This is a genomic window from Streptomonospora wellingtoniae, from assembly GCF_031845375.1.
Lineage (GTDB): Bacteria > Actinomycetota > Actinomycetes > Streptosporangiales > Streptosporangiaceae > Streptomonospora > Streptomonospora wellingtoniae.
This window is the reverse complement of record NZ_JAVREK010000008.1, coordinates 164437-189841: the sequence shown is the minus strand read 5'-3', so window position 1 is coordinate 189841 and position 25405 is coordinate 164437. Positions and strand designations below refer to the sequence as shown.

General features: G+C 71.6%; 21 protein-coding genes. 8 read left to right on the top strand and 13 right to left on the bottom strand.

Annotated elements, in window-relative coordinates:
* Window positions 1-991 precede the first annotated feature (991 nt).
* Both RM446_RS10255 and RM446_RS10250 read left to right on the top strand, forming a co-directional pair.
* Window positions 992-2323 (top strand): cytochrome P450 family protein, encoded by a 1332-nt coding sequence (locus RM446_RS10255; protein WP_311544971.1) that lies wholly within the window; start codon window positions 992-994, stop codon window positions 2321-2323.
* Window positions 2296-3462, top strand: a complete 1167-nt coding sequence (locus RM446_RS10250; protein WP_311544970.1) for a cytochrome P450 — start codon at window positions 2296-2298, stop codon at window positions 3460-3462. The genes RM446_RS10255 and RM446_RS10250 overlap by 28 nt, the downstream gene beginning before the upstream one ends.
* 111 nt (window positions 3463-3573) lie before the next feature.
* Here RM446_RS10250 and RM446_RS10245 read toward each other — a convergent pair whose 3' ends face one another.
* The 10 genes from RM446_RS10245 to RM446_RS10200 form a co-directional block, all read right to left on the bottom strand.
* Window positions 3574-3765 carry a hypothetical protein gene (locus RM446_RS10245; protein ID WP_311544969.1) on the bottom strand — a complete coding sequence of 64 codons (192 nt, stop codon included), beginning with the start codon at window positions 3763-3765 and terminating at the stop codon, window positions 3574-3576.
* Window positions 3766-3809: 44 nt separating this feature from the next.
* Window positions 3810-4589, bottom strand: a complete 780-nt coding sequence (locus RM446_RS10240) for an ABC transporter permease (protein ID WP_311544968.1) — start codon at window positions 4587-4589, stop codon at window positions 3810-3812.
* Window positions 4586-5500 (bottom strand): ABC transporter ATP-binding protein, encoded by a 915-nt coding sequence (locus RM446_RS10235; RefSeq protein ID WP_311544967.1) that lies wholly within the window; start codon window positions 5498-5500, stop codon window positions 4586-4588. Before RM446_RS10235 ends, RM446_RS10240 begins: the two co-directional genes overlap by 4 nt.
* Before the next feature lie 67 nt (window positions 5501-5567).
* Window positions 5568-7721 (bottom strand): peptidase domain-containing ABC transporter, encoded by a 2154-nt coding sequence (locus RM446_RS10230; protein ID WP_311544966.1) that lies wholly within the window; start codon window positions 7719-7721, stop codon window positions 5568-5570.
* A complete protein-coding gene (lanM, locus tag RM446_RS10225) occupies window positions 7721-10546 on the bottom strand; it encodes a type 2 lanthipeptide synthetase LanM (RefSeq protein WP_311544965.1) in 2826 nt (941 codons plus the stop codon). Before lanM ends, RM446_RS10230 begins: the two co-directional genes overlap by 1 nt.
* A 68-nt stretch (window positions 10547-10614) precedes the next feature.
* Window positions 10615-10836 carry a hypothetical protein gene (locus RM446_RS10220; protein WP_311544964.1) on the bottom strand — a complete coding sequence of 74 codons (222 nt, stop codon included), beginning with the start codon at window positions 10834-10836 and terminating at the stop codon, window positions 10615-10617.
* A 99-nt stretch (window positions 10837-10935) separates the two neighbouring features.
* Window positions 10936-13926: a type 2 lanthipeptide synthetase LanM family protein gene (locus tag RM446_RS10215; RefSeq protein WP_311544963.1), complete on the bottom strand. Its 2991-nt coding sequence runs from the start codon at window positions 13924-13926 to the stop codon at window positions 10936-10938.
* Window positions 13927-14069: 143 nt separating this feature from the next.
* A complete protein-coding gene (locus RM446_RS10210; protein WP_311544962.1) occupies window positions 14070-14261 on the bottom strand; it encodes a plantaricin C family lantibiotic in 192 nt (63 codons plus the stop codon).
* 343 nt (window positions 14262-14604) lie between these two features.
* Entirely contained in the window at window positions 14605-15528 is a 924-nt protein-coding gene (locus RM446_RS10205) for an LLM class flavin-dependent oxidoreductase (protein WP_311544961.1), read from the bottom strand.
* Between the two features lie 118 nt (window positions 15529-15646).
* Entirely contained in the window at window positions 15647-16003 is a 357-nt protein-coding gene (locus RM446_RS10200; RefSeq protein WP_311544960.1) for a response regulator transcription factor, read from the bottom strand.
* 443 nt (window positions 16004-16446) lie between these two features.
* Here RM446_RS10200 and RM446_RS10195 point away from each other — a divergent pair, with 443 nt between their 5' ends.
* The 3 genes from RM446_RS10195 (at window position 16447) to RM446_RS10185 (ending at window position 17447) form a co-directional block, all read left to right on the top strand.
* Entirely contained in the window at window positions 16447-16845 is a 399-nt protein-coding gene (locus tag RM446_RS10195) for a hypothetical protein (RefSeq protein ID WP_311544959.1), read from the top strand.
* The gene (locus RM446_RS10190; protein WP_311544958.1) at window positions 16833-17141 is read left to right on the top strand and encodes a hypothetical protein; all 309 of its coding nucleotides are present in this window, start codon (window positions 16833-16835) and stop codon (window positions 17139-17141) included. Before RM446_RS10195 ends, RM446_RS10190 begins: the two co-directional genes overlap by 13 nt.
* Window positions 17142-17255: 114 nt before the next feature.
* Window positions 17256-17447 carry a hypothetical protein gene (locus tag RM446_RS10185; protein ID WP_311544957.1) on the top strand — a complete coding sequence of 64 codons (192 nt, stop codon included), beginning with the start codon at window positions 17256-17258 and terminating at the stop codon, window positions 17445-17447.
* 78 nt (window positions 17448-17525) lie between these two features.
* On the opposite strand, the gene RM446_RS10180 is transcribed toward RM446_RS10185, so the two are convergent.
* Window positions 17526-18671 carry a UDP-N-acetylglucosamine--N-acetylmuramyl-(pentapeptide) pyrophosphoryl-undecaprenol N-acetylglucosamine transferase gene (locus RM446_RS10180; RefSeq protein WP_311544980.1) on the bottom strand — a complete coding sequence of 382 codons (1146 nt, stop codon included), beginning with the start codon at window positions 18669-18671 and terminating at the stop codon, window positions 17526-17528.
* 619 nt (window positions 18672-19290) lie between these two features.
* On the opposite strand from RM446_RS10180, the gene RM446_RS10175 reads away from it, so the two are divergent.
* The 3 genes from RM446_RS10175 to RM446_RS10165 all read left to right on the top strand — a co-directional run bounded on the left by RM446_RS10175 (window position 19291) and on the right by RM446_RS10165 (window position 22746).
* A complete protein-coding gene (locus RM446_RS10175; RefSeq protein ID WP_311544956.1) occupies window positions 19291-21393 on the top strand; it encodes a cellulose binding domain-containing protein in 2103 nt (700 codons plus the stop codon).
* Window positions 21394-21590: 197 nt separating this feature from the next.
* Window positions 21591-22070 (top strand): hypothetical protein, encoded by a 480-nt coding sequence (locus RM446_RS10170; protein ID WP_311544955.1) that lies wholly within the window; start codon window positions 21591-21593, stop codon window positions 22068-22070.
* A 109-nt stretch (window positions 22071-22179) separates the two neighbouring features.
* A complete protein-coding gene (locus RM446_RS10165; RefSeq protein WP_311544954.1) occupies window positions 22180-22746 on the top strand; it encodes a GNAT family N-acetyltransferase in 567 nt (188 codons plus the stop codon).
* A gap of 181 nt (window positions 22747-22927) precedes the next feature.
* Here the strand turns inward: RM446_RS10165 and RM446_RS10160 are convergent, their stop codons facing one another.
* Together RM446_RS10160 and RM446_RS10155 are read right to left on the bottom strand one after the other, a co-directional pair.
* On the bottom strand, window positions 22928-24193 hold the full coding sequence (locus RM446_RS10160; RefSeq protein ID WP_311544953.1) for an FUSC family protein: 1266 nt from the start codon (window positions 24191-24193) through the stop codon (window positions 22928-22930).
* A gap of 289 nt (window positions 24194-24482) precedes the next feature.
* Window positions 24483-25325, bottom strand: a complete 843-nt coding sequence (locus RM446_RS10155) for an alpha/beta fold hydrolase (protein ID WP_311544952.1) — start codon at window positions 25323-25325, stop codon at window positions 24483-24485.
* Window positions 25326-25405 lie beyond the last annotated feature (80 nt).

Genomic DNA, 25405 nt, shown 5'->3' with positions numbered 1-25405 from the left:
GGCCGGGGCCGACCGCCCGCTGCGGCGTACTTCCGGGGTCAGCCGCCCATCGGGTCTTTCCAGATGCCTTTGCCCCACGGCGAGGGCCAGCAGCCTCCGGTCGCCGAACGCGGCGACGGGCTGGACTTTCCGCGCTTCGTGGAGATCCGGATCGTGAGACCCGTCTTGGCCGAACGGGGTCGCTTGCGCTTGGGCGAGATACCCCAGTTATCCGGGTTCATCGTCAACCTCCTGGCCGGCCACCGACACGATCGACTCGGCGCACCTGGGAACTTTTCGTACTTGTCGCCCAAGGTAGCACTCGGCTTCCTCCCCAGGCCGGGAGCGGGAGCCCCCGCGGAGCCGCTCCTCCGCCGCCCCGAAGCGGCTCCGCGCCGCAGGCGCCGCCCGGGACCGGTTCCTGCGCACGACCCTTATTGCGCAGGGGACATCCTGGAAAACGCCGGACGGCATTCTTCGAGCGGGGGCGGCCGCCCCCCGGTATTCTCGGTGGGCAATCACCTTCCGGCCGCGCCGATCGCCTGCTCACCGCTTCTCCGGCCGATTCCATGAATTCGCATTCACCGGCGGACACGACCCCTCGCAGACGATCCTCGCCGGACTGCGAACGGGAACGGCCTGCGACCCCTTCGCTCGACCCATCGCCCAACGCACGCGGGGGTCGGGGCACCGAAGCGCCGAGCATCCGGACCGGCGCGCCGCGGTCCCCCCAACCGCCCGGGATCAGCGAAAACCGTTGCACGGGAACTCTCACTCAGCGCATTCATGCAGGTCGACCGCGAATGAGAATGCGAAGCCGCGGGGTTGCGCAATGGCCGCGGAATTCGACAGAATTCGCGGCGGCGCGAAGCGGCGGTCGCCGCCGCCTCGCGCCGGTGCGCCGTTGTCAGCCCGTATTCCAGAAGTGGGCGCAGCTCGCATGCCGGCCCCGTGCGAGCGCGTCGGCCTGCGGCGCGCAGGTCCCCTCCCCTCCCCCACGGAGCCACACGCCATGACGAACCCGAGCCGGCATCCGGCCGACGCCCTTCGCCTGGACGATCCAGAGGCGCTGGCCGACCCGCCGGCGGTGTGGGACCGGCTTCTGGAGCGCTATCCCGACGGGCTCGCGCCCGTCTACCTCGGCGAGGGTGTGCCGGGCTGGCTCATGCTCACCCTGGACGTGCACCAGCAGGTCATGCAGGACCCGGAGGCCTTCGCCCGCGACGTCGGCCACTGGCGCGACTTCCACAACGGGGTCGTGCCGGAGCGCTCCCCGATGCGGGCCGTCTACACCAAGCGGCGCAACGTGTGGAACGAGGACGGCCCCGCCCACCGCCGCTACCGAGAGATCGTCGTACAGGCGCTGTCCGGCATCTCCCGCAAGCATGTCGTCTCCCACGTCGAGGAGGTGGTCGACCGGGTCATCGACACCTTCTGCACCGAAGGCCGGGCCGATCTCGTCACCCGGTACGCCAGCGTCGTGCCGCTGCTGGTGCTGTGCCGGCTGTACGGCATGGAAGCCCACGAGGGCGTGGCGGTGTGCTCCGCGCAGCGGCGGGTCTGGGACGGCGCCGAGGACTCCCTGCACGTCCACGCCCAGCTGCAGCGGCGGATGACCGCGCTGGCCCGGCGCCGCCGCGAGGAGCCCGGCACCGACCTCGTCTCGGAGTTCGTCGCCGCGGGAATGGACGACGAGGAGATCCGCGACCACCTCACGTTCATCACCGCCGCCGCCCACGAGCCGTCCGCACACACCATCGCCCACGCCCTCCGGCAGCTGCTGGACCGCAAGAGCCGGGTCGTGCAACTGCATTCGGGCAGCACCGTGCGCGAAGCCGTCAACAGCAGCCTGTGGCACGCGCCGCCGATGCACACCCTCATCGGGCGCTTCGCCACCCGCGACACCGAGGTCGGCGGCTTCGAGGTGGCCGCCGGGGACTGCCTGGTGATGGGGTTCGGTCCCGCCCAGCAGCTGCTGCGGCGCGACGAGCGGCTGGACAGCGAGACGAACCGCTCCTACATGGTCTTCGGCCTCGGCCCGCACTCCTGCCCCAGTTCAGGGCGCGACCTCGCGCTGGCGATCGCCGAGACGGCCGTGCAGCAGCTCGACCGCCGGCTTCCCGACGCGGTCCTGGTCGACGAGCATTGGCAAGGGGTGGCCGCAGGCCGCCTCAGCGGCGTGGAGTCCTTGCGCGTGGCCTTCACCCCGACCGACCGCATCTACGAAGGAGCACCGTGGCAACTCAGCCCATCGCCGTCGACCCCCGAGACCCCGACCGAGACGCCACCGCACATGCTCTCTACTCGGCTGGGCCGGTGGCTGAGGTGGATCTGGCAGGGGTGAGGGCGCTGGCCGTCACCCGCCACGAGGCGCTGCGCAGTGTGCTCGCCGACCGCAGCGGCACCTTCGTGCGGGGCGGTGCGCGGCAGAACTGGCGGGCCCTGCGCGAAGGCCGCGTCGCCCCGGACAGCGCGCTGGCGCTCCTGGTCGGTGGCTCCGTCGGGAGTCTACTGACCAGCAACGGAGCCGAGCACGCCCGGCTGCGCAAGCCGATGCAGACCCACTTCACCCGGCGGCGCGTGGAGGCGCTGCGGCCGCGGGTGGAGAAGCTCGCCGACGACCTGCTGACGCAGATGGACGGCGCTGAAAGCGCAGACGTCAAGGACCGGTTCGCCTGGCCGCTGACGGTGGGCGTGCTGGTGGGACTGCTCGGCGTAGACGAGGAGGACGCCCCCGTCCTCGGCGACATCGCACGGCGGGTGTTCGAGCTGAGCGATCCCGGTGTCTATGCCGAGGCCAACGGCTTCCTCCGGGATCTGGTGGCCAAACGGCGGGCCGCTCCCGGCGACGATCTGGTCAGCGCGCTGGCGGCGGCCGACGACGCGACCGCGGAGGCCGACCGGCTCGGCGACGCCCGGATCGCCGCCAATCTCGTCCTGCTGGTGATCGCCGGATTCGAGACCACGATGGGCACCCTCGCCAACGGCGTGCGGGCACTGCTGACCCACCCCGACCAGCTGGAGCGCGTCACCGGGGGCGAGGTCGAGTGGGCGACGGCGGTCGAGGAGATCCTGCGCCGACACACGTCCGTCAGCCTGCTACCGGCCGTGTTCGCGACCCGTGACACCGAGGTGGCGGGCGTGCCGGTGCCCGAGGGCGAGATGGTGCTGCTCGCCTACGCCGCCGCCGCGCTCGATCCCGCCGCGTGGGAGTCGCCCGACGAGTTCGACGTCGGCCGCGACGCGCGCGGCCACCTGTCCTTCGGGCACGGCCCGCACCTGTGCCTCGGCGCGCCGCTGGCGCGCCTGGAACTCAACGTGGCCCTCCCCCGCCTGTTCCGCCGGTTCCCGGACCTGGCCCTGGACAACGCCCACGGACCCGGCTCCGCGGTCCCGGTCGAGAGCTGGATGATGACCCACCCCCGGCAGCTGTGGGTCCGCCCCCACGGCACCGGCGCGCATCCGGCGCCCGAACCCCGTTGATCTTGTAGCTATCGTGAAGGAAAGCGATTTCCAGTGACGATAGCTACAAGATCAACGGCAATGCGCCCGGCGGACGGCGTACTGGCGCGGCCGCCGAAGGGCCACCCGGGCTCACGCGCCGTCGCGGCCACCTGTCTTCTCGCCGTGGCGAACGGCGAGGCAGGCGGAGAGGATCACGACGACGGCGCCGATGGCGCTGGAGTCGACCGCGAAGCCCTCGCGGTACACAGTGACGGCGCCGGCCGCCAGCGCGACGACGAGCGCTCCCCACAGCAGCCGCTCCGACGTGATGATCTGTCCCATGGGCAATCCACTTCCCTTCGATCGGGCCGCGCCGGACGGCGTGGTCAGGAGATCTCGTAGCGGGCGAAGCGCCAGGCTCCCAGCGCTCCGAAGACGGCGGCGTAGACTCCGAGCATCGCGAAGCCGGGCAGCTGGCCTCCGGCGGCCGTGCCGGTCATCGTATTGAGGGCGGTCCCGCCGGCCGCGGCGTCCCCGGCTCCGCCGGGCAGCAGCCAGGTGACGTCGTCGCCGCCCAGGCCGGTCCCGGCCAGCCGGAAGACGGGCTCGATGAACTGGGTCAGCACGACCACGCCGACCACGGCGACGAGCTGGTTGCGGATGAGCGCACCGACACCCACCCCGATCAGGCCCCACAGCGTGAGCACGGCGACGCTGCCCAGCACCGCCTGAAGGACCGGCCCCGACCCCAGGTAGGCGGGTTCGCCCATGGCGGCCAGCAGCCCCCCGGCGGCGCCGGTGCACGCCAGCACGGTCACGAGGCCGTAGAGCAGCCCCACGGCCAGCCCGGTCACGGCCTTGGCGCCGTAGACCGACCAGCGCGACGGGTTCGCCAGCAGGGTCTGGGAGATGAGCTTGGAGCGGTACTCCTGCGTGACCAGCACGACGCCCATGGCCAGCGGGAACACGTAGGCGATGGCGACCGGCATGTTGTAGACGATCACCGCCGACTCCGCCGACCCCAGGTCGAGCGGGCTGCGCTCCAGCCGGGAGGCGATCACCATGAAGGCGGTGTAGCAGGCACTGTAGGCGACCATGCCCAGCAGCACGACCCACCACGTCCAGGTGGTGGCCACCTTGCGCACTTCCGAGGCGAACTGGGTCACAGCGCGACCTCCTCGCGGTCGTTCCTGGTCAGGCGCATGAACTCGCTCTCCAAGGTGCACGGCTCCACGTGCACGGGCCCGGCCGTGTCCTCCTGGGCCTCCAGCGCGGTGCGGACTTCCCGGGGGGGCGCTCCCACCCACAGGCGGCCGTCGGCCAGCGGCAGGCGGTCGTGGCCGTGCGCCTCGACGACGCCCCGCACGGCATCCTGCCGTCCGGCTGCCGAGCGGACCAGGCACGCCTCGGCGCCCAGCAGTCGGTCCAGCGGTCCGGCGTGCAGCACGCGCCCGCGGTTGACCAGCAGGACGTCGTCGACGATCTTCTGCATCTCGTCGAGCAGGTGGCTGGACAGGAGCACCGTCCTGCCCTGCTCGGCGAAGTCCCGCAGCAGTCCGCGCAGCCAGATGATTCCGTCGGGGTCGAGGCCGTTGGCGGGTTCGTCGAGGATCAGCGCGTCGGGGTCGCCCAGAAGTGCGGTGGCCACCGACAGCCGCCGCTTCATGCCGGTGGAGTAGCCGCGCACGGCGCGGTCGGCCGCGCCGCGCAGGTCAACCAGCTCCAGCAGTTCATCGACGCGTCGCCGGCCGCACCCGGCGAGCCCGGCGTAGCAGCGGAGGTGGTTGCGCCCGGTGCGCCCGCCGACGAAGGCGTCGGCCTCGACGGAGACACCGACGCGGCGCAGCGGACGGTGCAGTTCGCGGTAGGGCGAGCCGAGCACGCGGGCCTGCCCCGAGGAGGGGCGCACCAGCCCCAGCAGCATACGCAGCGTCGTCGTCTTGCCGGCCCCGTTGGGGCCGAGGAAGCCCACGACCCGGCCGCGGGCGGCGTCGAAGGTCACGTCGGCGACCGCCTCCACCGACCCGTAGCGCTTGGAGAGCCCTCGGGCGGAGATGACCGCCTCTTCTTCGTACAACTCGGAGATTCCTCCGTTCGTCCGTACCGTGTCTTCCCGCGAACCGCCCCGAACCCCCCGAACCGCCTCAGACCGACCGCAGAAGCTCCTGGGACCGCACAAGATCCGAATACCGTCCGGGACCGGACGCCAACTCCTCGTGCGTACCGATCTGGACCACCCGGCCCCGGTCCATGACCACGACGAGGTCGGCGGCGGCGATCGTGGACAGCCGGTGGGCGATGATGATCCGGGTGCAGCTGAGGTCGTCGAGGGTCGCCGCGATGCGGGACTCGGTCACGGTGTCAAGGGAGTTGGTCGCCTCGTCCAGGACGAGCACCCGGGGCTTGCGCGCCAGCGCGCGGGCGATCGCGATGCGCTGCCGCTGGCCGCCGGAGAGCGTGTTGCCCATCTCGCGGACCTGGGTGTGGTAGCCCAGCGACATGGCCGCGATGTCCTCGTCGACGTTGGCCTGGCGCGCGGCCTCGCGCACGTCCTCCAGGTCCGCGTCGGGCAGCCCGAACCGGATGTTGTCGGCGATGCTCCGGTTGCTCAGCACGATCTCCTGGGGCACGTAGGCCACGCCGCGGTAGAAGGACTCGGCGGCGATCTCGCCGATCGGCACCCCGTCGAAGCTGATCGCACCCGACTCCGCCGGGTAGAGGCCCATCAGGAGCTTGCCCAGCGTGCTCTTGCCGGAGCCCGTGCCTCCGACGATGGCGACGCACGAACCGGCCGGGGCGTCGAAGGACACCTCCTCCAGCACCGGCGTGCGCGCGCCGGGGTAGGTGAAACCGACGCCGCGCACCGACACGCCGCCGCGGATCTCGACGGGCGTGTCCCCGAACACGTCTTCGCCGGACGGCTGGTTGACGATGTCGCCGATCCGCGACACCTGGGCGTTGGCGGTGATGAGCTGGTTGAACGCCGAGGACAGCGACATGACCGTGGACAGGCTGGTGGCCGCGAGGGTCTGCACGGCCACGGCCGAGCCGATGTCGAGGCGCCCCTGGGACACCAGCCAAAGCCCGAACGTCAGCACCAGCAGCGGCCCGAACATCTGGAAGACGCCGTAGCCGCTGGTGGCCATCCCTTGCAGTACGATCCGCCGCCAGGTCTGGCGCATCGCCTTGGCGTAGACGGTGCGCCAGTTGCCCAGGAACGAGTCGGTCATGCCCGAGACCTTCAGGGTCTCGACGGCCGACATGGCCTCCAGCTGGATCGCGGTGGACTCGGCCGTCGCGCTGATCTCGCGGTCGGTGGTCTGGCGGATCGGGCGGTAGGTGCTCACGGCGATGAGGACCATCATCGCCAGCACGGCAACGGTCGCCGCCCCCAGCAGCGACGACCGGTAGAAGATGTAGCCCAGGGCGACGGCCAGGCTGCCGATGTCGAGGAGGGTCGCCGAGATCTGGTTGGAGATCATGTCGCGCACCGAGGCGATGCTCGACAGCCGGTACATCAGCTCGCCCTGGGAGCGGCTGGAGAAGTACTTGTAGGGCAGCGACAGCAGTTTGCGGAAGGTCTTGGCCATCATCGCCTCGCCGAGGCGGCGGATGACCGAGGCCAGGCACAGTGTCCGCACGGCCGAGAACAGCAGGAACGCCAGCATCGGCACGGCGAAGGCCGTCAGCAGCAGCGCCGCCGGAGTCTCGGTGACGAAGGAGCCCCGGCTGTTGATCGCGTACTGCACGGCGATCGGCACGCCCAGGGTGAACGAGTACAGCGCCAGCGACGTCAGGAAGGCGCCGCCCAGCGGCCACTTCGCGCCGGCGGTGGTACGCAGGAACGTCCACCACATGCTGGGCTCGCGGTGGCGGGCGGGCCGGTAGCCCTCGGCGGGCGTCGGCTCCATGACGATGCCGCTGTAGTGCTCGTCGAACTCCTCGGCGGAGTAGCGGCGCCGGCCGCCGGCGGGGTCGACCACGGTGATACCGCGCGCGGAGATCTTCTCGACGACGACGAGGTGGCTGTCGTCCCAGTAGGCGATCAGCGGCAGGGTCAGCTGGGCCAGGCGGCCGCGCCCGGCGCGGAACGTCCGCACTCCCATGCCGTGGTCGCGCAGGATCTCCACGACGTCGCGCATGGACAGCCCGTCGCGGCCGGTCTCGTGGGAGCGGCGCAGGTTCGCCACCGTGTTGCGCGACCCGTAGGCCGACAGCACCATCGCGATGCAGCACAGCCCGCACTCGGTCTGGGAGAACTGCTGGACCTCCCGGACCCGGCGCACCCGCATCCCCATCAGCGCCCGCCCAGGCAAAGCGGAAGGCGCACGGCCGGGTCCTGGAGCATGAGCCGGCTGTAGTGCCATCCGGACAGACCCAGGTGGAACGAGAGCAGGCTGGCGGTCGAGCCCACGCCGCAGGACCACCCGCCCTCGGCGTGGCGTTCGAGGAAGCGGGTGTCCAGATCGCGCGCCCGCTCCCGCAGCTGCGGCCAGTCAAGGCGCTCGGCGAGCCAGCACAGCATCGCCGTCCGCCCGGCGGCGCCGTGGCACAGGCTGATGTCGCCGGAGAGCGGCCCTTCCGCGATGTGCTCGACCTCCGGGGCGACGGCCTCGCGGATGTCGCCGGGTGTGCGGCCGAGCGCGCCCAGGACCTTGGTGGCGGCGAAGGCCACCCCGGCGTAGCCCTTGCACCATCCGGCCGCATCGGCGGGGCTCGCGAGGACGTCGTCGCGCCACCGGTGCCGCAGATAGGCGTCGGCGAAGGCCTCCAGGTGGTCGCGGGCGCGTCCGCCGGGGTCGGCTCCGGCGTCCACACCGGCGCTGAGCGCGGCCATCCGGCCGAAGCGGCCGTGCGCCAGGCCCAGCTCCTCGCCGTCGTGCTCGCCGGGCGTGCCGTCGACCTCGACCAGTCGGCGAACGAGGGCCTCGGCCTCCAAGCCGACGGGCCGCGGCCCCTCGGGATCCTCATACTCGGCGAGGTAGACGAGATAGCCGCCGAACCCGTTGAGGTAGTCCAGGTCCGCGGCGGAGAGGTCCGCGGCGGCGGGCATCCGGTCGGTGTCGACGTGCACCGCGGGTGCGTCGGCGGGATCGGCTGCGGACACCCCGGCCAGCTCCAGGGCGGTCACCCGGTTGGACAGATTTCCGGTGAACGGGGACAGGCCGATGGGCGCTGCCGCGCTGGGCAGGTCCTTGGGGGCGGCGGTGGCCAGCACCGCGGCGATGTCGACACCGTCGGCCAGACCCTGCGCCTGGAGCCGGGCCAGGTGCAGCAGGAGGCCGCCGCCTTCGTAGAGGACGGCGTTGACGGCGTCCAACCGCATCCCCTCCCCCGCCACCCGGGGCATCAGCCAGGTCGGCCGCTGCGGACCGCCGAGGCAGAGGTGCTGCGCGGTCTCGGCGAGCTCGCGCGGATCCGTGAGCGCATAGGGGCGCACCCGAGCGCCGGGGCCGCTCCGGTGCGCGGCGGACGATTCCCACACGTCGTCCACCGAGGTGTCGAGGGCGTAGCGGATGTAGGCCGGATCGCGCTCGGCCGGACGGCGGAAGAAGCCCTCGATCCGGTCGAGGCCGGCCTCCCGGGGCGAGGCCACCACGGCGTTGGGCACCTCTTCCCGACCGCCGTTGCACTGCAGCGTCCGGGAGTCGCATTCGACCTCGAAGAAGGGGATGTCCAGGTCGAGCAGCGCCGCGGCCTCCTCGGCGCAGACCTCCTCGGCGACGCTGCGCTTCAGCCCGCGGTAGTGGCGCGGCAGCTTGTCGAAGAGCGCGAACCGGTCGGACCTGTCGCCCAGATACGCCGGGTGGGTGGACGCCTCCAGGAACCGGGAGTAGATGAAGCTCGGACGGATGAGCTGGCGGATCGCCCATCCGTCGGATTTGCGCACCGTTTCCAGAATGAGGTCGCGGGCCTCCCGCAGGCGCTCGCGCGCCTCGGTGAAGCCGGCGACCAGCTCCTCGGGCCACTCCCGGGGATCGAGCTGCTCGCCGCCGACGCGGGCGAGATTGTCCCCGGGCAGTGCCCCGACGGGGACGCTGTCGAAACGGATGTCGTCGGTCCCGGTATCGACGACGAGGAACGTGTCCAGCCGCCGCGAGTGGTCGGTTCGCACGCTGCCGAGGGCGGAGACGTCGACGTCGATGACTTCGGAGGGGTAGCGGGCCGGGAAGAGCAGGGTGCTGAGGATCGACTCCTCGATGTCGGCGGCCAGCTCCCACCCCTCGCCGAGTACCGCCGGGTTCGGCAGGCTGATCAGGGTTTCCAGGTCGATGACCATGGGGCCCTCGGCGGTGGCGATGATGTTCTCGTGGTGCAGGTCGCCCGCACCGAACATGCCCAGCAGCGCGGCGCAGCGGCCGAACCGGCGGAAGTACAGCGGCGCCCGGTCCCGGTCGGGGAGTTCGGAGTAGCGGGCCGTCTCCTGCCAGAGGTGCCGCGGCCGCTCCACCGTGTCCGGGCACAGCGGCCCGAAGAAGTCCCCGGCGGGGTCGACCGCGGAGCGGACGGCCTCCAGCAGCCCGTGCGTGCTCCCGGTCTGCGGCTTGTACACCAGTGTGACGCCGTTCTCCCACGTCACACAGCACACGGTCTGGCCGCCGCGATGGCTGTCGCCCGCGCCCGGCTGCACCGAGACCACGGGCCCGGCGGTGCCGAACCGCTCGCTGAGCAGGTCCCGGTCCTCCCAGACCGCCTGCAGAAGGGTCTCGACCTGGTCCATGCGCTGCCGGGCGACCAGGCGCAGCAGCCGGTTCAGCTCGGGGAAGGACTCCGTGAGGCTGCGGCGCCCCTCTTCGCTGCCCACCCGCTGGTGGAACTCGGCGTAGCCCGGCCGCGGGTCCTCGTCGGCGCGGGCCGCATGGAACGCCGTGATGAGCGTTCGGACGCCGATCCAGCTCAGCGCGTCCAGCACCGATCCGAGTACGGAGTGAGCGACGCGCGACAGGTCGACCGCCGGCGCCCGGCCCTCCTCTCCTTGCTCGCTCCAGTGCTGCAGTCTCTGCGCGCACTCGTCGACGAACGGCCGGTAGAACCCGCCGAAAACGCCACTCTTGTCGGCTATGCGCACGTCGACTGTGCGCTCCGCGTCCCCAGGGGTGAACGGGCCGGCGCCGTATGCCATCGGGATCTCCTGTCCGAATGCAGCATGGGCGCCCCGGCGGATCCGCCGGGGCGCCGTTCAGTGACGTGTTAGCACTGGGTGGTGCAGGCGGTCGTCGGGCATCCGCCGCCGGCCGCGATGCTGATGGTGCTCGCCGCGCTCACGATCGCCGAGACACCCGCGCAGACCGCCGTGGTGAAGCTCTGGGTCTGCACGTCGCCTCCGGCGAAGTCCTCCGGCGGCTCGGCGAGCTGAACCAGCTCGTCCTCAGGAATGAACCCGGTGCTCTTGTCCATCGGCAGCTTGCTCATGGGCGTTCCTTTCTCTTTCTTGTGCGGGTCCCGGGATTCCGGAACCCCGACCGTGGACGCTGCGCGGGGGTGGCGCCGCGGACGCGTCGGAGCGGGAGGTCAGTCCAGCCGCAGCACACAGGGATAGGTCTGCGGGGAGAGGTGGCGCAGGATCGACCAGGCGAATCCCGGCCGGCCCAGCATCAGGCTGTTGCTGTAGGCGTACTTGGTGTCCCAGCGCGACGGGTACCGCTCGACGACCGCGTCGAAGAGGCGTTCGTACAGGCCGTCGGCGAGCCGCGGCGGGATGAGGTCCGGGAACTCCCGGGCGGCCAGCAGCACGATCTCCGCGTTGCCCAGGTCGCCGTGGCAGTAGGTGGGGTTGTTGCCGAATCCGCGCTGCAGCGTCAGCTCGGCCAGACGGGCGAGCCCGTCCTCGGGGACGGCCTCCGGGGCGCGCCGGGCCGTCTCCAGCGCCCCGAGGAGCATGCCGGGCGCACCGTGGCACCAGGCGTAGGATCGGGTCGCGGAGTCCCAGGTCCGAGGCCAGTCGTCGTCCCGCGGATCGCGGGCGGCGAAGACGGCGCCGACCATCCGCAGGGCCGCGTCGCGGGCCCTCTCGTCGCCGAACACATCGGCGTACTCCAGCAGCCGGGGCGCGATGCCCATGGCACCGTGGGCATAGCCGGTGTAGTCGGTGGCCCGCCCCTCGGGCCCGGCACTGGAGAGCAGGCTCAGCTCCGCTTCGGCGGCGCGGTGCGCGGCGGCCACCACCCGCTCGCGCTGGCCCTCGCCGCTCGTCCGGCGGTACAGCGACAGGCACACGGCCAGGGCGCCGGCGGTCCCGGCGACCAGATCGGGCTCGGTGCAGGAGTCGATCCCCTCGGTGACGACGTCGGCCAGGTCGCCCGCGCCCACGCCGTCGCCGATGCCCAGCAGCCGCTTGGCCTCGACCAGGCCGTAGACGGTGCCGGCGACCCCGCTCAAGGCTCCCGGCGACAGCTTCAAACCGGAGAACGCGCCGGTGCGCAGCTGCTCTTCGAGTGGGCCGATCACGCGCAGCGCGGCGTCGCGGTACGTGGACCGGCCGGTTTCGGCGGCGAGCCCGGCCAGTACCAGGCTGACGCCCGGCGTTCCGCTGTAGAGGTCGAACGCCAGCGCGCCGGGTCCCCACTGGAGGTCGTCCAATGTGGCGATCTGCGGCGCGATCCACGTGGCGGGAAGCTCGGGGTCCGCCGCCTCGATCATCGATTCGACGAGCTCGTCGCCGATGCGCTCGGCCTCCTTCAGCAGCCGCGAGCGGCCCACCGCCGCGGGCGCGGCCGCAGGCGGCTCCGGCGCGAAGCCGGTCGTTTCCTCCTCCAGCGGAAGCCGGCTCACGAAGGAGAGGTCGACCAGGTGCAGCTGCCGTTCGATCTCGGCGGCGTCCAGCCCCGTGATCCGCTCGCGCACCGTGGCGATGGGCGGTTCCTGGAACGCCTCCGGCCGGACCGTCGCTCCGCGGCCGCTCAGCGCAGTGGACCGCCCGGTGTAGGTGAAGTACGGGACGTCGCCCTGGGCCAGCTGGGCGACCTCCTCGCGGCCCACGTCGTCGAACGCGCCCTTGGTCAGCGCCACCCGGTGCAGCAGGGCCGCGTTGATCCGCGCGTCGGCGACGGCGTCGGGGTGGGTCGTCATCCGCAGCAGCTGCGTATAGAACACCGTGGCGTTGTTCATGTACCGGAACCGGGCGTCGGCCAGCCGCTCCTCGACCGCGTCGGCGACCTCGTCCCGGTGGGCGGCCGCGAACTCCAGGACGCGCCGCACCTCCTGCTTGACGGTGTCGCGCTGCGCCGCGGGCGGCAGGTCGGCGGTCTGGCCGGCCGACGGGTTGCCGCTGGTGTTGGGCGCCTCGGCCGAGACCAGGCGGGCGGACATGTCGTCGCGACCGGGATTGTGGAACTGCAGGGAACGGTAGGGCGCCTGCTGGCCGGTGTCGTAGCCGACCACCCCGATGTCCATGCCGCGGTCGGTGCCCGGCGGCCGCATCACCATCGGCAGCACGCCCATGGCCGCGACCGACTCGCGGACACGGCGCGTCGCGGCGCCCCAGGCCGAGCCGTCCTCTCCGGTCGGAGAGCGCCATCGCGGCGTCAGCAGGGCCTCGGCGTCGATCACGACCGGGCCCTGGGCGCACGTCAGAACGTTCTCGAAGTGGATGTCGACGGCTTTGACCAGGTACAGCACGCCGACCAGCTGGCCGATCAGGCGGAAGTAGTCCTCGGTGGTACCGGGGAAGCCCCCGGTGGAGATGTACTCGCTGAAGCCGCCGGGCCCGCACGGGATCAGGGTCACGGTGCGCAGCCCGGTGCCCATGCGCTCGTTCAACCAGGCGACGAGGGAGTTGTAGCCGTGTTCGGCGTCGATCGGCCGCGGCTTGTACAGCATCCGGCCGCCGTCGTCGAAGTCGATCTGGGCGACCGAGAGGCCGCCGTTGTGCGTGTCGCCCTTGCCCAGGCGCAGCGCCTCGACCCGGCTGCCGGGGTGCACGCCGGGCATGTCCCGTTCGAGCAGGCTCCGGTTGGCGTCCACCTCGCCCAGGATGCGGACCAGGTACTCTCCGGCCGCGCGCACCCGGGCGCGGCACATGCGGAACATCTGCGGGTAGCGCTCCAGGAGTTCCCGATGTCCCTGTGGGCTGTTGGTCCACCGGCGGAAGTCCGTGTAGCGCTCCTGCGGGGTCGCGCCGGCCAGCAGGCCCGCGCTGCGGCGCCGGTACAGTTCCTCGACCAGGACCCGCATCATGCGCACGGCGGTCAGGTCGGTCTGGTCGGCGACGAAGTCCGCCACCACCGCGTGATCCGGCGAGACCTGCGGCGAGGCGGCGATCTCGGCGGTCAGGTCACCGGACCAGGAGCGGACCCAGTGGCGGAAGTAGTCGCGCATCCGCCCGTCACCGTCGGCCGCGGATTCATACTCGGGGGGAGCCGGGAACTCGTCCTCGGACACGCCGGCGGGGTCGGGGAACGCGCCGACCTCCTCGACCAGCAACTCCCGCGTCTCCGCGGATTCGAGTTCGGGAAGGTACTTCTCCACTACCACGCGGGCAGCGCTCGAATCGAAACCATCCACCCTGGTGACTCCTCAACCGGTGTTTCAGCGGGCCGGCGTCCGCGGCCGGGCAGCGGGATCCCGGTACGGGGTCGAACCGCTGCCGACGGATCCGCCGCCGTGAGCGCGGGACGGGCGCCAACCCCGCCCCGCCCCGAAGCCCGTCAGCAGTTGGACTGGCACTCCACCGTCGCGGTGCAGGCCCAGCCGTCGTTGCCGATGGCCCAGCTCGCCAGGCACGAGGTGCACAGGCTCGCGATGCTGACGCTGTTGGGGTCGGCCTCGGCACCGACGCTGATGCCGGCGAGGTGCTGGTCGTCGATCTCCTCGAGGATTCCGACGTTCGGGTTCGCCATGAGGTCACTTCCAATCGGTTAGGTGGGGAATATTCAGCGGCCGGTTGCGCTGCACCGGAAGAGGTCGGAGCGTTTCGCCCGCGCGCAGGGTGGCCGCCGTGCACCGCATCGAGGACGGGGCGATCCAGTTCGCATTCTCCGCGAAACCGGCCGGGACCGAAGCGAGCCGACGACCACCGGACCCGTGGGGGATTCCGATTCTCGGCTTCGCCATCGCAGAACCTTCAATCCAGCCTCGGCGCAGCGGACATTGCCATTCCTGCCTACTCTCCGGCGGATTCGATAATGGCAGCCGCGGGCGGAGCGCTCCATTGGACCAAGGGGAGGGGTGGCCGCCCGCCGTTCATCCGGCGCGCAGGTGGGCCAGGATCTCGGCGGCGTCCTCGGCTCCGGCGCGCGCGCCTTCGGTGAGGCCGACGCCGCCGGGGTTGACGACGACCTCGTCGACTCCCGCCGCGGCGTAGGTGCGCAGGCCGTCGGCGACCTCGCGGGCGGAGCCGTAGAGGAAGATCCCGTTGTCGACGAGCAGCCCCGCGCCGGACCAGGGGTCGTCGGTGCGCACGGCCAGGCCGGACCGGTTGAGCATGTCGGCGTAGTGCGGCTGGGTGAGGTGGCCGAGCGCCCCGTTGTAGGCGAGCCGGCGCGGGTCGCGCCCCGGACGGTCGATCGCGGCGTGCACGACGGCCGCGATCCGCGGTGCGGGCGCGGTCCCCGCCCCCTCGTCCAACGCCGGGGCGATGGTCGCGCCCAGGTAGTCCGGCGGAGTCATCCAGGTCACGGCGAGGTCGGCCACGCCGGCGCACATCCTGGCCATGCCGGGCCGGAGCACCCCGGCGGCCAGTTCGACGCGCGGGTGCTCCGCCGGCGGCAGGGCGCCGTCGTGCCCGTCCAGCAGGGCGCGGACACCGGCGATGTAGTCGCGGACGGCCGATGCCGGCCGTTCGTAGGGTGCGCCGCGGACGTAGGAGACGAACTCCGGCGCCGAGGCGCCGAACCCGGCGATCACGGAGCGCCCGGTGAGCAGTGCCAGCGAGCGGGCCTCCAGGGCCGCCGCATAGGGCTTGCGCAGCGGCGTGAGCTGTACCGAGGTGCCCACGGGGATGCGGTAGCCGGCGCCCGCGAGGTAGGCCAGGCTCTGCTGCGTATCGGCGAACAGCGACGTGCCCATCCACAACCGGTGCGCATCACGCCGCTTGACCAGGTCGGCGTAGGGCAGAGCGTCGTCCCCGCTCTGGGGTTGCATGGGAAACAGCAGTGAGGCGCGCATGGGTGGGGACTCCGCGGGGTGTGGTGCGGGCCGCGGGCGGCGGCCCGGAGTCGGGGAGCGCGCGTGCCCGGCCGGGGCTTCCGGGCACGCGGGTGGGCCGGTGAGCGATGTGGGGTCGTCACTCACCCTGCTGAGCGGCGGCGCCGGCCGATGCGCCGACGGTCGGGAGGGTCGGGCAGGCGCGCCATCGGCTCACGATGTAGGCGAGGGCGGCCTGGACCCGCGACTGGACGCCCAGCTTCTCGAAAATGCGGGTGATATGGGCCTTGATCGTCCGCTCGCTGACTTCCAGCTCTCTGCTTATTCCGCGGTTCGAGACTCCCGCAGCGAGGAGCTCGATTACCTGGACCTCTCGTTCGGTCAATTTATCCAGCGTTTCGGGCTCTGTTTCGGGAGAAGCGAGGAGTCCGCATGCGCATATCTTCGCTTCCGCAGACTTCTCACAGGTTCGTCCCAGCGAAGCTCGTGGCTCCAACTAGTCTTCTCCAAACCGGTAGCGGGGGAATCGGTCGGCTCCGGGGATGACCCGGGAGGAGCAAACCCGGGAATGTTAGCAATGTGACCCATAGACCGCAATTCCCTTTTTGTCCGTTTTCGTGCTTGCAAGTCATCCCATCATCCGGCATCGCCCCAGCGCAACTCATGGTCGTCGATCCGTGGCAGGGCGTCACACTCTCCTTCTGCGGCCGGTGACCGATTCCGGTCACCCACGGCGGCGGCGATCGCGTTTCCCGACTGGAGGCCGCTCGTCGCACCAGGTCACAAGAGGCGCTGACGCCGCGGCGGTCCTTCCGCGCGGGAGGGACTCCGGGGTCCGAGGACCGGCGTTGCACAGGCGATCGACCGCATGCCGGGGAGAATCCTCACGATCGCCGCAGAAACAATCATTCCCGCCCGGTGAAAACGGAAGGCATTGTGATGGACCCGGTACTCCCCATGGCCGTAGTGGCGATCATCGCCGTTCTCGGCATCGCCGTACTGGCGTTCGTGCTACCGAGAATGCTGCACAAGCGCAAAGGCGCGCAGTGGTCCGACTGGGCCCGCGAGAACGGGTGGGACTACGCCGAGATCCGGCCCGACATGATCGGAAACCTCTCCACGGTGCTGAACCCGCAGCACTACAAGGTGCAGCACGTGCTCTCCCGAACCCATCGGGGGCGCTGGGTGTTCACCTACGAGCACCTGCAGACGGTGCGGCCAGGGTCGCGCGACAACAACACGACCCGCTACCGCAGGGTCGTCGCGGTGACCCTTCCGGCTCCGGCGCCGAAGCTGGACATCGGAGTCGAGACCGGCAGCATGTCATGCAGGACATGATCGACCTCGCCGGCTCGTCGATCCTGGAGACGGGCCATCCGCGCTTCGACGCCGCCTACCGGGTGACGGCCGCCGACGAGGGCTTCGCCCGCGCCGTGCTCACGACCGAGGTGATGGACCGGCTGCTCGCCCGGCACGCGCAGGGCCGGCCGCCCGTGCGATTGAACGGCCACCACCTCGCCGCGGCGGAGGACGGCCTGCTGCAGCCCGAGGAGGCGCTCGGGGGCGCAGACGAGCTGATCGACCTGCTGGAGGCCGTTCCCCGCCGGGTCTGGGACGGGGGCGCGCACGCGTGAGCGCCGCCGCTACCGCCTCGGCAGCGGCGCCCCCGCCCGTGCGATCCGGAGTCCGCGGCGCAACAATGGGCAGGAGTACCGAAGGACATCGGTCGGCTACAGATTGGAGCGACGGTGAAGCCGGTCAGTGCGTGGGAGACCGTGATGTGGGTGTGTGCGGCGGTGGCCCTGGTGAGCTCGGGGATCACAGCCGCGGTGCAGGACAACCCGATCGGCGCGTGGGTTTCGCTGGTGGTCGCGGCGGTGATCGCGGTCGCCGCGGGCGCCGAGCGCCGCCGGGTGCTGCAGCGTCGCGACCGGGCCTGACCCGGACCCCGGACCACCCCGGCGGGCACCCGCTCGCGCGTCCGCCGGGGACCGCGTCGCGCCGACCCGCCGATCAGCTCACGTCGCCTCCGCGCTGATCACCACGTCCACCAGCCGCTCGGCCGCGTCGGGGCGGCCGTGCTCCCGGGCCGCGTCCGCGACGACTGCGCGCCACTGCGCGTCGGTGAGCAGCGGCTCCAGCTTCTCGCGGAGCCTCTCCGCCGACACCTCGTCCAGCAGCGCGAGCGCGGCGCCCGCCTCCTGCAGGTGGCGGGCATTGTGCCGCTGCTCGTCGCCGGCCGACGACGCCAGCGGAACGAATACGGCGGCCTTGCCGAGCGCGGTCAGCTCGGCGATGGTCCCCGCGCCGCTGCGGGAGATCACGACATCGGCCATCGCCAGCACGTCGGGCAGTTCCGGGCCGACGAACGCGGTCACGTGATGGCGGGCGGCGAGTTCCGTGGCGAGGTCGCGCGTCGCCTCGCGCAGATCGTCGACGTTGGCCTCGCCGCACTGGTGCACGACGTTGGCGCGCTCCAGCAGCCAGGGCAGCAGGTCTCGGACCGTCGTGTTGATCTGCGCCGATCCCTGCGCGCCACCGGTCACGTAGACCGTGGGCAGGTCGGGGTCGCAGCCTTCGAAGCCGAGGCCTTCGGCACCCTTGTCCGCCTGGCCCTCCAGCACGGCGGGGCGCACCGGGTTGCCGGTGACGACCGCGCCCTCGCGCGCCGAGTCGGGCAGCAGCTTCAGCGTGGACTCGGAGGTGACGGCCATGCGGGCGCCCGCGCGGGCCAGCACCCGGTTGGCCAGGCCCAGCAGCACCGTCTGCTCGTGCACCACCAGCGGGCGGCGCGCCAGCCGGGCCGCCAGGCCGACCGGGACAGCGACGTAGCCGCCGGTGGCCAGCACGACGTCGGGGCGGAATCCGGCGACGACCCGGCGGGACTGGAGGACTCCGCGCAACGCGCTGCCCATGTCGCGGATGTTCTCCGGCGACACGAGCTTGAGCGGGTTCCTCGACCGGCGGACCTTGCCGGTGGCGACCGCCTGGAACGGGATGCCGTTGGAGGTGGCCACGCGCTTCTCCAGGCTGTCCTCGGCCCCGACCCAGAGCACCTCCAGACCCCGGCCCTCGCCCTCCAGCCGCGCCCGCAGCGCGTTCACGGCGGTCAGCGCCGGATAGGTATGGCCTCCCGTACCCCCGCCGGTGACGATCAGACGCATCACACGCGGGGAATCGGTGTCGTTCACACTGGTCCTCTCTAAGCGGCGGTGACCCCTAGGACGCTGCGGGGGCACTTCCCGATCCTTCTGCGGCCCGACTTCGAAGCCCTGCCGGCCTTGCCCTGTGGTCGCCGTCGGCGATCAGGCGGCTTCAGGCGCACGGCGGGGATCGACGGTCGGCGGCCCACCGTCGGGAATGAGGTGCGGCGGGAATGCGGCGAACAGCCGATGGCGATGGGAGCGGGGACCGCGGATGCGTGGACTGCGCACTGCTGAGCGCCCTGTGCGCTCATCGCCGCGCGGTCCGAGGGCGCACCCCGCTCTCAGGGCCGTGCCCCGCTCCCCCGTCGTCCCGCCCCTTTCCGGACGTACCTTATTGGCCAATGCGGCTTCGATCGAATCCGCGGCGGTGACGGCCCGCGCGCGTCGGGCCCCGGCGGTGCCGCTTCGGTGCGGGACACATTCGGCAGGCGACCGCGAATGCGGCCCCTTGCCGGTCGAGGTCCGTGCCGATCGGGTCGATGCGCCCGTTGACGCGGCCGACTCGGCGCCGGAAGATGCTGGGAGCGCTCCCAAAACCGGAACTCTTTGACCCCCCTAGAAGAGGAAGTGCTCCCCCATGCACGTCGAACACACGCGTTCCGGCCGACCGCGGGCCGGCGCAGTGCGGGGCCCGGCGGTCGCCGCTCTCGGCGCTCTCACCGCCGCCTCGGCAATCGCCCTGCCACCCCCGGCCGCGTCAGAACCCGGACCGGAATCCGCTGCGCCCGTCGAGGTCCGGGTCAACGCCCATCTGGGGCGGGGAACCCTCGACCAGGCGGCGTTCGGGGCCAACGCCGCGATCTGGGACTCCCACATGAACGACCCCGAGGTCGCGTCGCTGATGGACGACGCCGGGATCGGAGTCATGCGCTACCCGGGCGGCTCCTACAGCGACATCTACCACTGGGAGGACCACACCGCTCCCGGCGGCTACGTCGCGCCCGGAACCGGGTTCGACGCGTTCATGGAGACGGTTCAGGATGCGGGCGCCCAGCCCATGATCACCGCGAACTACGGCACCGGCAGCCCTGAGGAGGCGGCGGCCTGGGTGCGCTACGCCAACGTCACCCGCGACTACGGCGTGAAGTACTGGGAGATCGGCAACGAGATCTACGGCAACGGCCACTACGGCAACGGCTGGGAGGAGGACGACCACGCCGACAAGAGCCCCGCGGAGTACGCGCGCAACGTCCGCGCCTACGCCGAGGCGATGAAGGACGCCGATCCGAGTGTGCGGATCGGCGCGGTACTGACCACGCCGGGCGACTGGCCCGACGGCGTCATCGGCCCCGGCGACGCCGCCGACTGGAACAACACGGTCCTGTCCCGGGTCGCCGACACGGTCGACTTCGTCATCGTGCACTCCTACCCCGGCGGCGCCACCGCCGACGAGGCGCTGGACAGGGTCTCCCGCCTCCCCGGGCAGCTGCGCCAGGTGCGGCGGCAGCTCGACCACCACGCCGGTGACCGCTCGGACGAGATACGCATCGCGCTGACCGAGGTCAACTCCGGCGTGCAGATGAACAGCCGCCCCAACGGGCTGTTCGCCGCCGACGCCTTCATGACGGCGCTGGAGAACGGCGTCTTCAACATCGACTGGTGGAACATCCACAACGGGCCCGACGAGGTCAGCCAGGTGGACGGAGAGACCGACTTCAACGACTACGGGCTGCTCTCCAGCGGGGGCTGCGTCGAGGACGTGTGCCAGCCGCCGGTCAACACCCCCTTCCATCCCTACTACGGCCTCAAGTCCCTCACCCACCTGGGCGCACCCGGCGACACCATGGTCGCCTCCTCCTCCAGCAGCGAGGACGTCTCCGCGCACGCCGTCCACCAGGCCGACGGCGATATGAGCGTCATGCTGATCAACAAGGACCAGGACAACGCCCACCCGGTGGAGATCGACTACGCCGGGTTCACCCCCGACGGCCGGGAGCCTGTCGTCCACCGCTATGCGCGCGGCGACGACGACGTGACCCCTGTCTCCGATCCCGGCGAGGGCACCCGGACGCTGCCTCCCTACTCGATCACCACGGTGAGCGTCTCGCCGAAGTCGGGGGAGGCCTCGGTCGGCGCCCCCGGAGCGCCGGAGGAGCTCTCCGCCGACAGCACCTCGGCGACGCTGAGCTGGCCGGCCGGCGACGGAGAACCGGTGCGCTACGAGGTCTACGAACACCTGGGCGCCAACGCCGAGCTGCTCGGCACGTCGACCTCCACGTCGATGACGCTGCGCAACCTGCCTCCGGGCACCGAGCACACGGTCAACGTGCTGGCCCGCGACGAGCAGGGGCGCCTGTCGCGACCCTCGGAGCCGGTGACACTGTCGACGACGTCGCCGAACGACGCCGACTGCCGGGTCACCTACCGCGTGGACTCCGGCTGGGGCAACGGTTTCGTCGCCACCGTCACCGTGTCCAACCTCGCCGACACCCCGATCAACGGGTGGAGCCTGGACTTCACCTGGCCCGAGTCCGGCCAGTCGGTGCAGAGCGCCTGGAGCGCCGAGGTGAGCGGGGACGGGCGCCGAGTGCACGTCACCGACAACGGCGACAACGCGGAGCTGGCGCCCGGCGGCGGCTCCACCGCCACGTTCGGGTTCGTCGGCGCCAACGAGGGCGCCAACCCCGCTCCAAAGGTGTTCACCCTCAACGGCGGCGTCTGCCACACCGTGCGCGGATGACGTTGCCCCGGCCGCCGCGCCGCTCGCCCAGGGCGGCGCGCCCGGGGCGGGCGGCGAACGCGCCGGCGGACACCGCACTCCCACGAACCGGTGCAAACCCTGATTCGCGCGGCGGGCCGCCGCTGTAGCTTTTTCGGACCGGCGACCGGATGCGGTCGCCCCGGTGTCGGGAGAGCGAGGTGGGTCCGATGCACGGCGTGAAGCGGGCTGTCGGTGCAGCGGCCGTGGTCGCGGCGATCGCCGGCCTGGTGGCGGGCTGCGGCGGCGACGACGGCGGTAGCGGCGGTAGCGGCGGTAGCGGCGGTGTGCCGACGTCGGACCCACCCACCTCGGATGCGGGCGGCAGCGCCGCACCGTCGCCCGAGCAGGCGGCGGAGGGCGGGATGAACGGAGTCTGGAAGTCCACCGCCGACGGCGGCGGCGTCCGGACGCTGACCGTGGTCGGCGGGAAGGTGCGCACAGAAGGCGACCCGGCCTGCCCCGGCACGCTGGACCCCGTCGAGTCCGGCAGCACCGCACGCGTCGAGCTCGACTGCGAGGCCTCCGGTCCCGGGCCCGAGGCGGGCACGGCCGCGCTGAACGCCGAGGACGACCACCTCATCGTCACCTGGGACGGCACCGACGGCATGCCCCAGGCCTTCACACGGACCGAGGAAGAGCCGGTCATCGCGGAGTGAGGCCGTGCGACCGCGCCTCGTCCGGCGGCGCGTGCCTGTCGCCGGAGCCGGCGCGGCGCCTGGTCGGCCGGCGCGGCGGGAACCCTCCTCAGCGACCTACCGTGGAGCCATGCCCCGACCGAGCGCTCCCCCATCGGCCGAATGGCCTACCGCCGTTCCCCTCGCCACCGAACGGCTCCGGCTGGAGCCGCTCCGCGTGGAGCACGCCCGCGAGGCTTTCGCGGTGTTCAAGGACGTGCGCCTGCACACCTGGACCGGCGGGGAGCCGGCTTCCCTCGACGAACTCACCGCGCGCTACCGACGCCAAGCGGTCGGTCGATCACCGGACGGGACACAGGGCTGGCTGAACTGGATGCTGCGCCGCGATGCGGACGGCCTGCTCGTCGGCACCGTGCAGGCCACGCTCGGTCGCCCACGCCTTCACAGACCCCTGCGTGCCCACGGTCTGGAAGCCGAACTCGCGTGGATGGTCGGCACCGCCCACCAGGGCCGCGGCTACGCCCGCGAGAGCGCGCTCGCCATGGCGCGGTGGCTGCGCACGCGCGGGGTCCTGCGCCTGACCGCGCACATCCACCCGGGCCACACCGCCTCGGAGGGTGTGGCACGCTCGCTGGGACTTTCGGCGACCGCCGCGGTGGCGGACGGCGAGACCGTCTGGGCAGCGGCTGGTCCGTGAGGGCCATCGGCGGGCCGAAAGCCCGACCCCCGCCTGCGTAATCGCGTGCCGCACCGCCGAGACCGGCCAGATGCCGGGTGGGGAAGGCGCGCCCCGCGCGGGCGCGCAACAGGGGGCCGCACCCGGCCCAGGGCGGACGGCCCGCCGCGTGAGCGGCTCGCCGTGCACCTCGGCCCGGGGATCAGCGGCCCGAGTGCTGCGGCTCGCTGCCGGGAAACTCCCGGTTGACCGAGCGCTGGAGGAGATCGCAGGTGTGGCGGACCTCCTCCTGCAGCCGGGCGGCCTCGACCAGCAGGGTGCCGTAGGGACTGGAGCGGTCGGTGACGACGAATGTGATGTCCTCGGCACCCTCGGCCAGCCGCTGGGCGTAGTCGCGGGCCTGGTCGGACAGCCCGCACAGGTGGCGGGCCTGCTCGACGAGCCGGTCCTCCTCCACCTCGCCGAGTTCGTCGGTGATCTCGGCCAGCGCGGCGAGCAGGTCGGCATACAGGCCTAGGAACTCGGTGCGCTGCGGCCCGGCGCCGGTCTCGGAAACCGCCATGTCCAGCGTGCGGGTCACCGCGGCGAGCTGGTAGGAGACGCGTTCCAAAGCGTCGACCACGCCCGCGTAGCCGGTGAACGTGTGGCGCCGGTGGCGTCGGTTCAGCAGCTTGCGCGGGTTGTAGTAGACGCTCTCCTCGGCGGTGCGCACGGCGCTGCGGGCTTGGGCGACGGTGCCCTGCATCCGGTTGGCCCGCTCGCGCCACTGGCGGGTGCGGTCGGTATCCAGTTGCCCTTCGCGCAGAGCCGGGTGCATGTCCGACAGCAGCTCGCACAGCGCGTGAGCAAGCGCGCGCACGCCGTACTCGGCGCTGCGAAAGCGCATGGGCGGAGCGACCAGCACGTTGACCAGCACGCCCACCGTGCAGCCGATGGCCACCAGCAGGATGATCGAGCCCAGCTGCGCGGCGCGCTCGGTCATGCTGGTCGCGGTGATGTAGAGGGCGAAGGCGAAGAACGCCGCAGTGACCACTTGTGAGCCCTGCGAGCCCAGGCGCGGCCAGCGGCCGATGGCCAGCGCGATGGCGGCGACCAGGACGAACGTGGCCAGGTTGGGTCCGGCGAGGAAACCCACGACGCCCTGCACGGCCACCCCGGCTGCGACGGCGCCCAGGTAGCGCAGCGCTTGGGAGAACGACTGGTAGACGGTGACTTGGATCATCAGCACCGCGGAAAACGGCGCGAAGGCGGGCGACTGAGCGCTCAGCAGCGAATAGGAGATGCCCCAGGCGATGGTGGCGGCCAGCGTGCTCTTGGCGATCATCAGCAGCGTGTGGCGCTCGTGGCCGTCGGAGCGCGCACGCCGGAGCCACTGCACCGTGCGCGCCCAGGCACCGGTCGGTGTCGGTTGTCGGCCCGAGCTGGCCGAGAGGCCAGCTGATGCGTCTGGCTGCTGGTCGCGTCCCATTCCGGTGCTGTTATCCGAATCAGCGGCCGACATGCGCCCGGCGGGGTGTGATCCGGCGGGCGACGCTGTCCGGCCGGCCGTCCCGGTGGTGTCGTGGACGGAGGCGGTCGGCACCACCACCGTGATGGTGGCGTAGGCGTCCTGGTGGCCGCGTCGATGAAATCGGGGCCCTCGACGAGGAAGGCGCATCAGGCGCAGAACGCCCGGTAGGAGTCCGCCCGGCAGGGAGCGCGACCCTGACGGTGAGAGGTGGGGCACGGTTGGGCCGTACCCCACCGGGATTGGAGCGTCAGGGGCCTACGAAACGCAGGAGCGCGTCGTTGACCTCTTCGGCGTGGGTCCACAGGAGACCGTGCGGGGCTCCCTCCACCTCGACATACTCCGCTTCCGGGAAGGCGGCGTGGAAGGGGCGTCCGGTCGCGTCGATCGGCAGGATGTTGTCTTCGGTGCCGTGCAGGATCAGCGAGGGCTTGCCCGCGGCCCGGACCGACGCGACGTCGTCGCGGAAGTCCTCGATCCACGAGGCCACCACGGCGTAGGCGGCGACGGGCGCCGAGACGGTCGCGGTGTTCCAGTTGGCGGTGACGACCTCCGGACTGATCCTGCTGCCGAGGTTTGCGTCGAGGTTGTAGAAGTCCTTGTAGAACTGCGTGAACCAGGCGTAGCGGTCGGCGCGTGCGGCATCGGTTATGCCGTCGAAGACCTCCTGCGGGACGCCGGTCGGATTGTCGTCGCGCTGGAGCAGGAACGGCTCCAGCGACGCGAGGAAGGCGAGCTTGGCGACGCGCTCGTGACCGTGGTTCTTGACGTAGCGGGCGAGTTCGCCGGTACCCATGGAGAAGCCGACGAGGATCACCTCGCTCAGGTCAAGCGCCTCCAGCAGCGTGCCGAGGTCGGCAGCGAAAGTGTCGTAGTCATAGCCCGTCCCGACCTTGCTGGACTGCCCGAAACCGCGGCGGTCGTAGGTGATGACCCGGTAGCCGGCGTCGATCAGCTCACGGCTCTGGCGCTCCCAGCTGTGGCCGTTGAGCGGGTAGCCGTGGATAAGCACGATCGGCTGCCCGGTTCCGTGGTCTTCGTAGTAGAGCTCGATCGGCGTGCTGTTCTCGGTTCCGACGGTGACGGTAGCCATTGCCGCATCTCCTGGAGTCCTATGGAGAACGGTCGTTCTCCGAGCCGCCTCCGAAAGTATAGAACGGTCGTTCTCGAAAC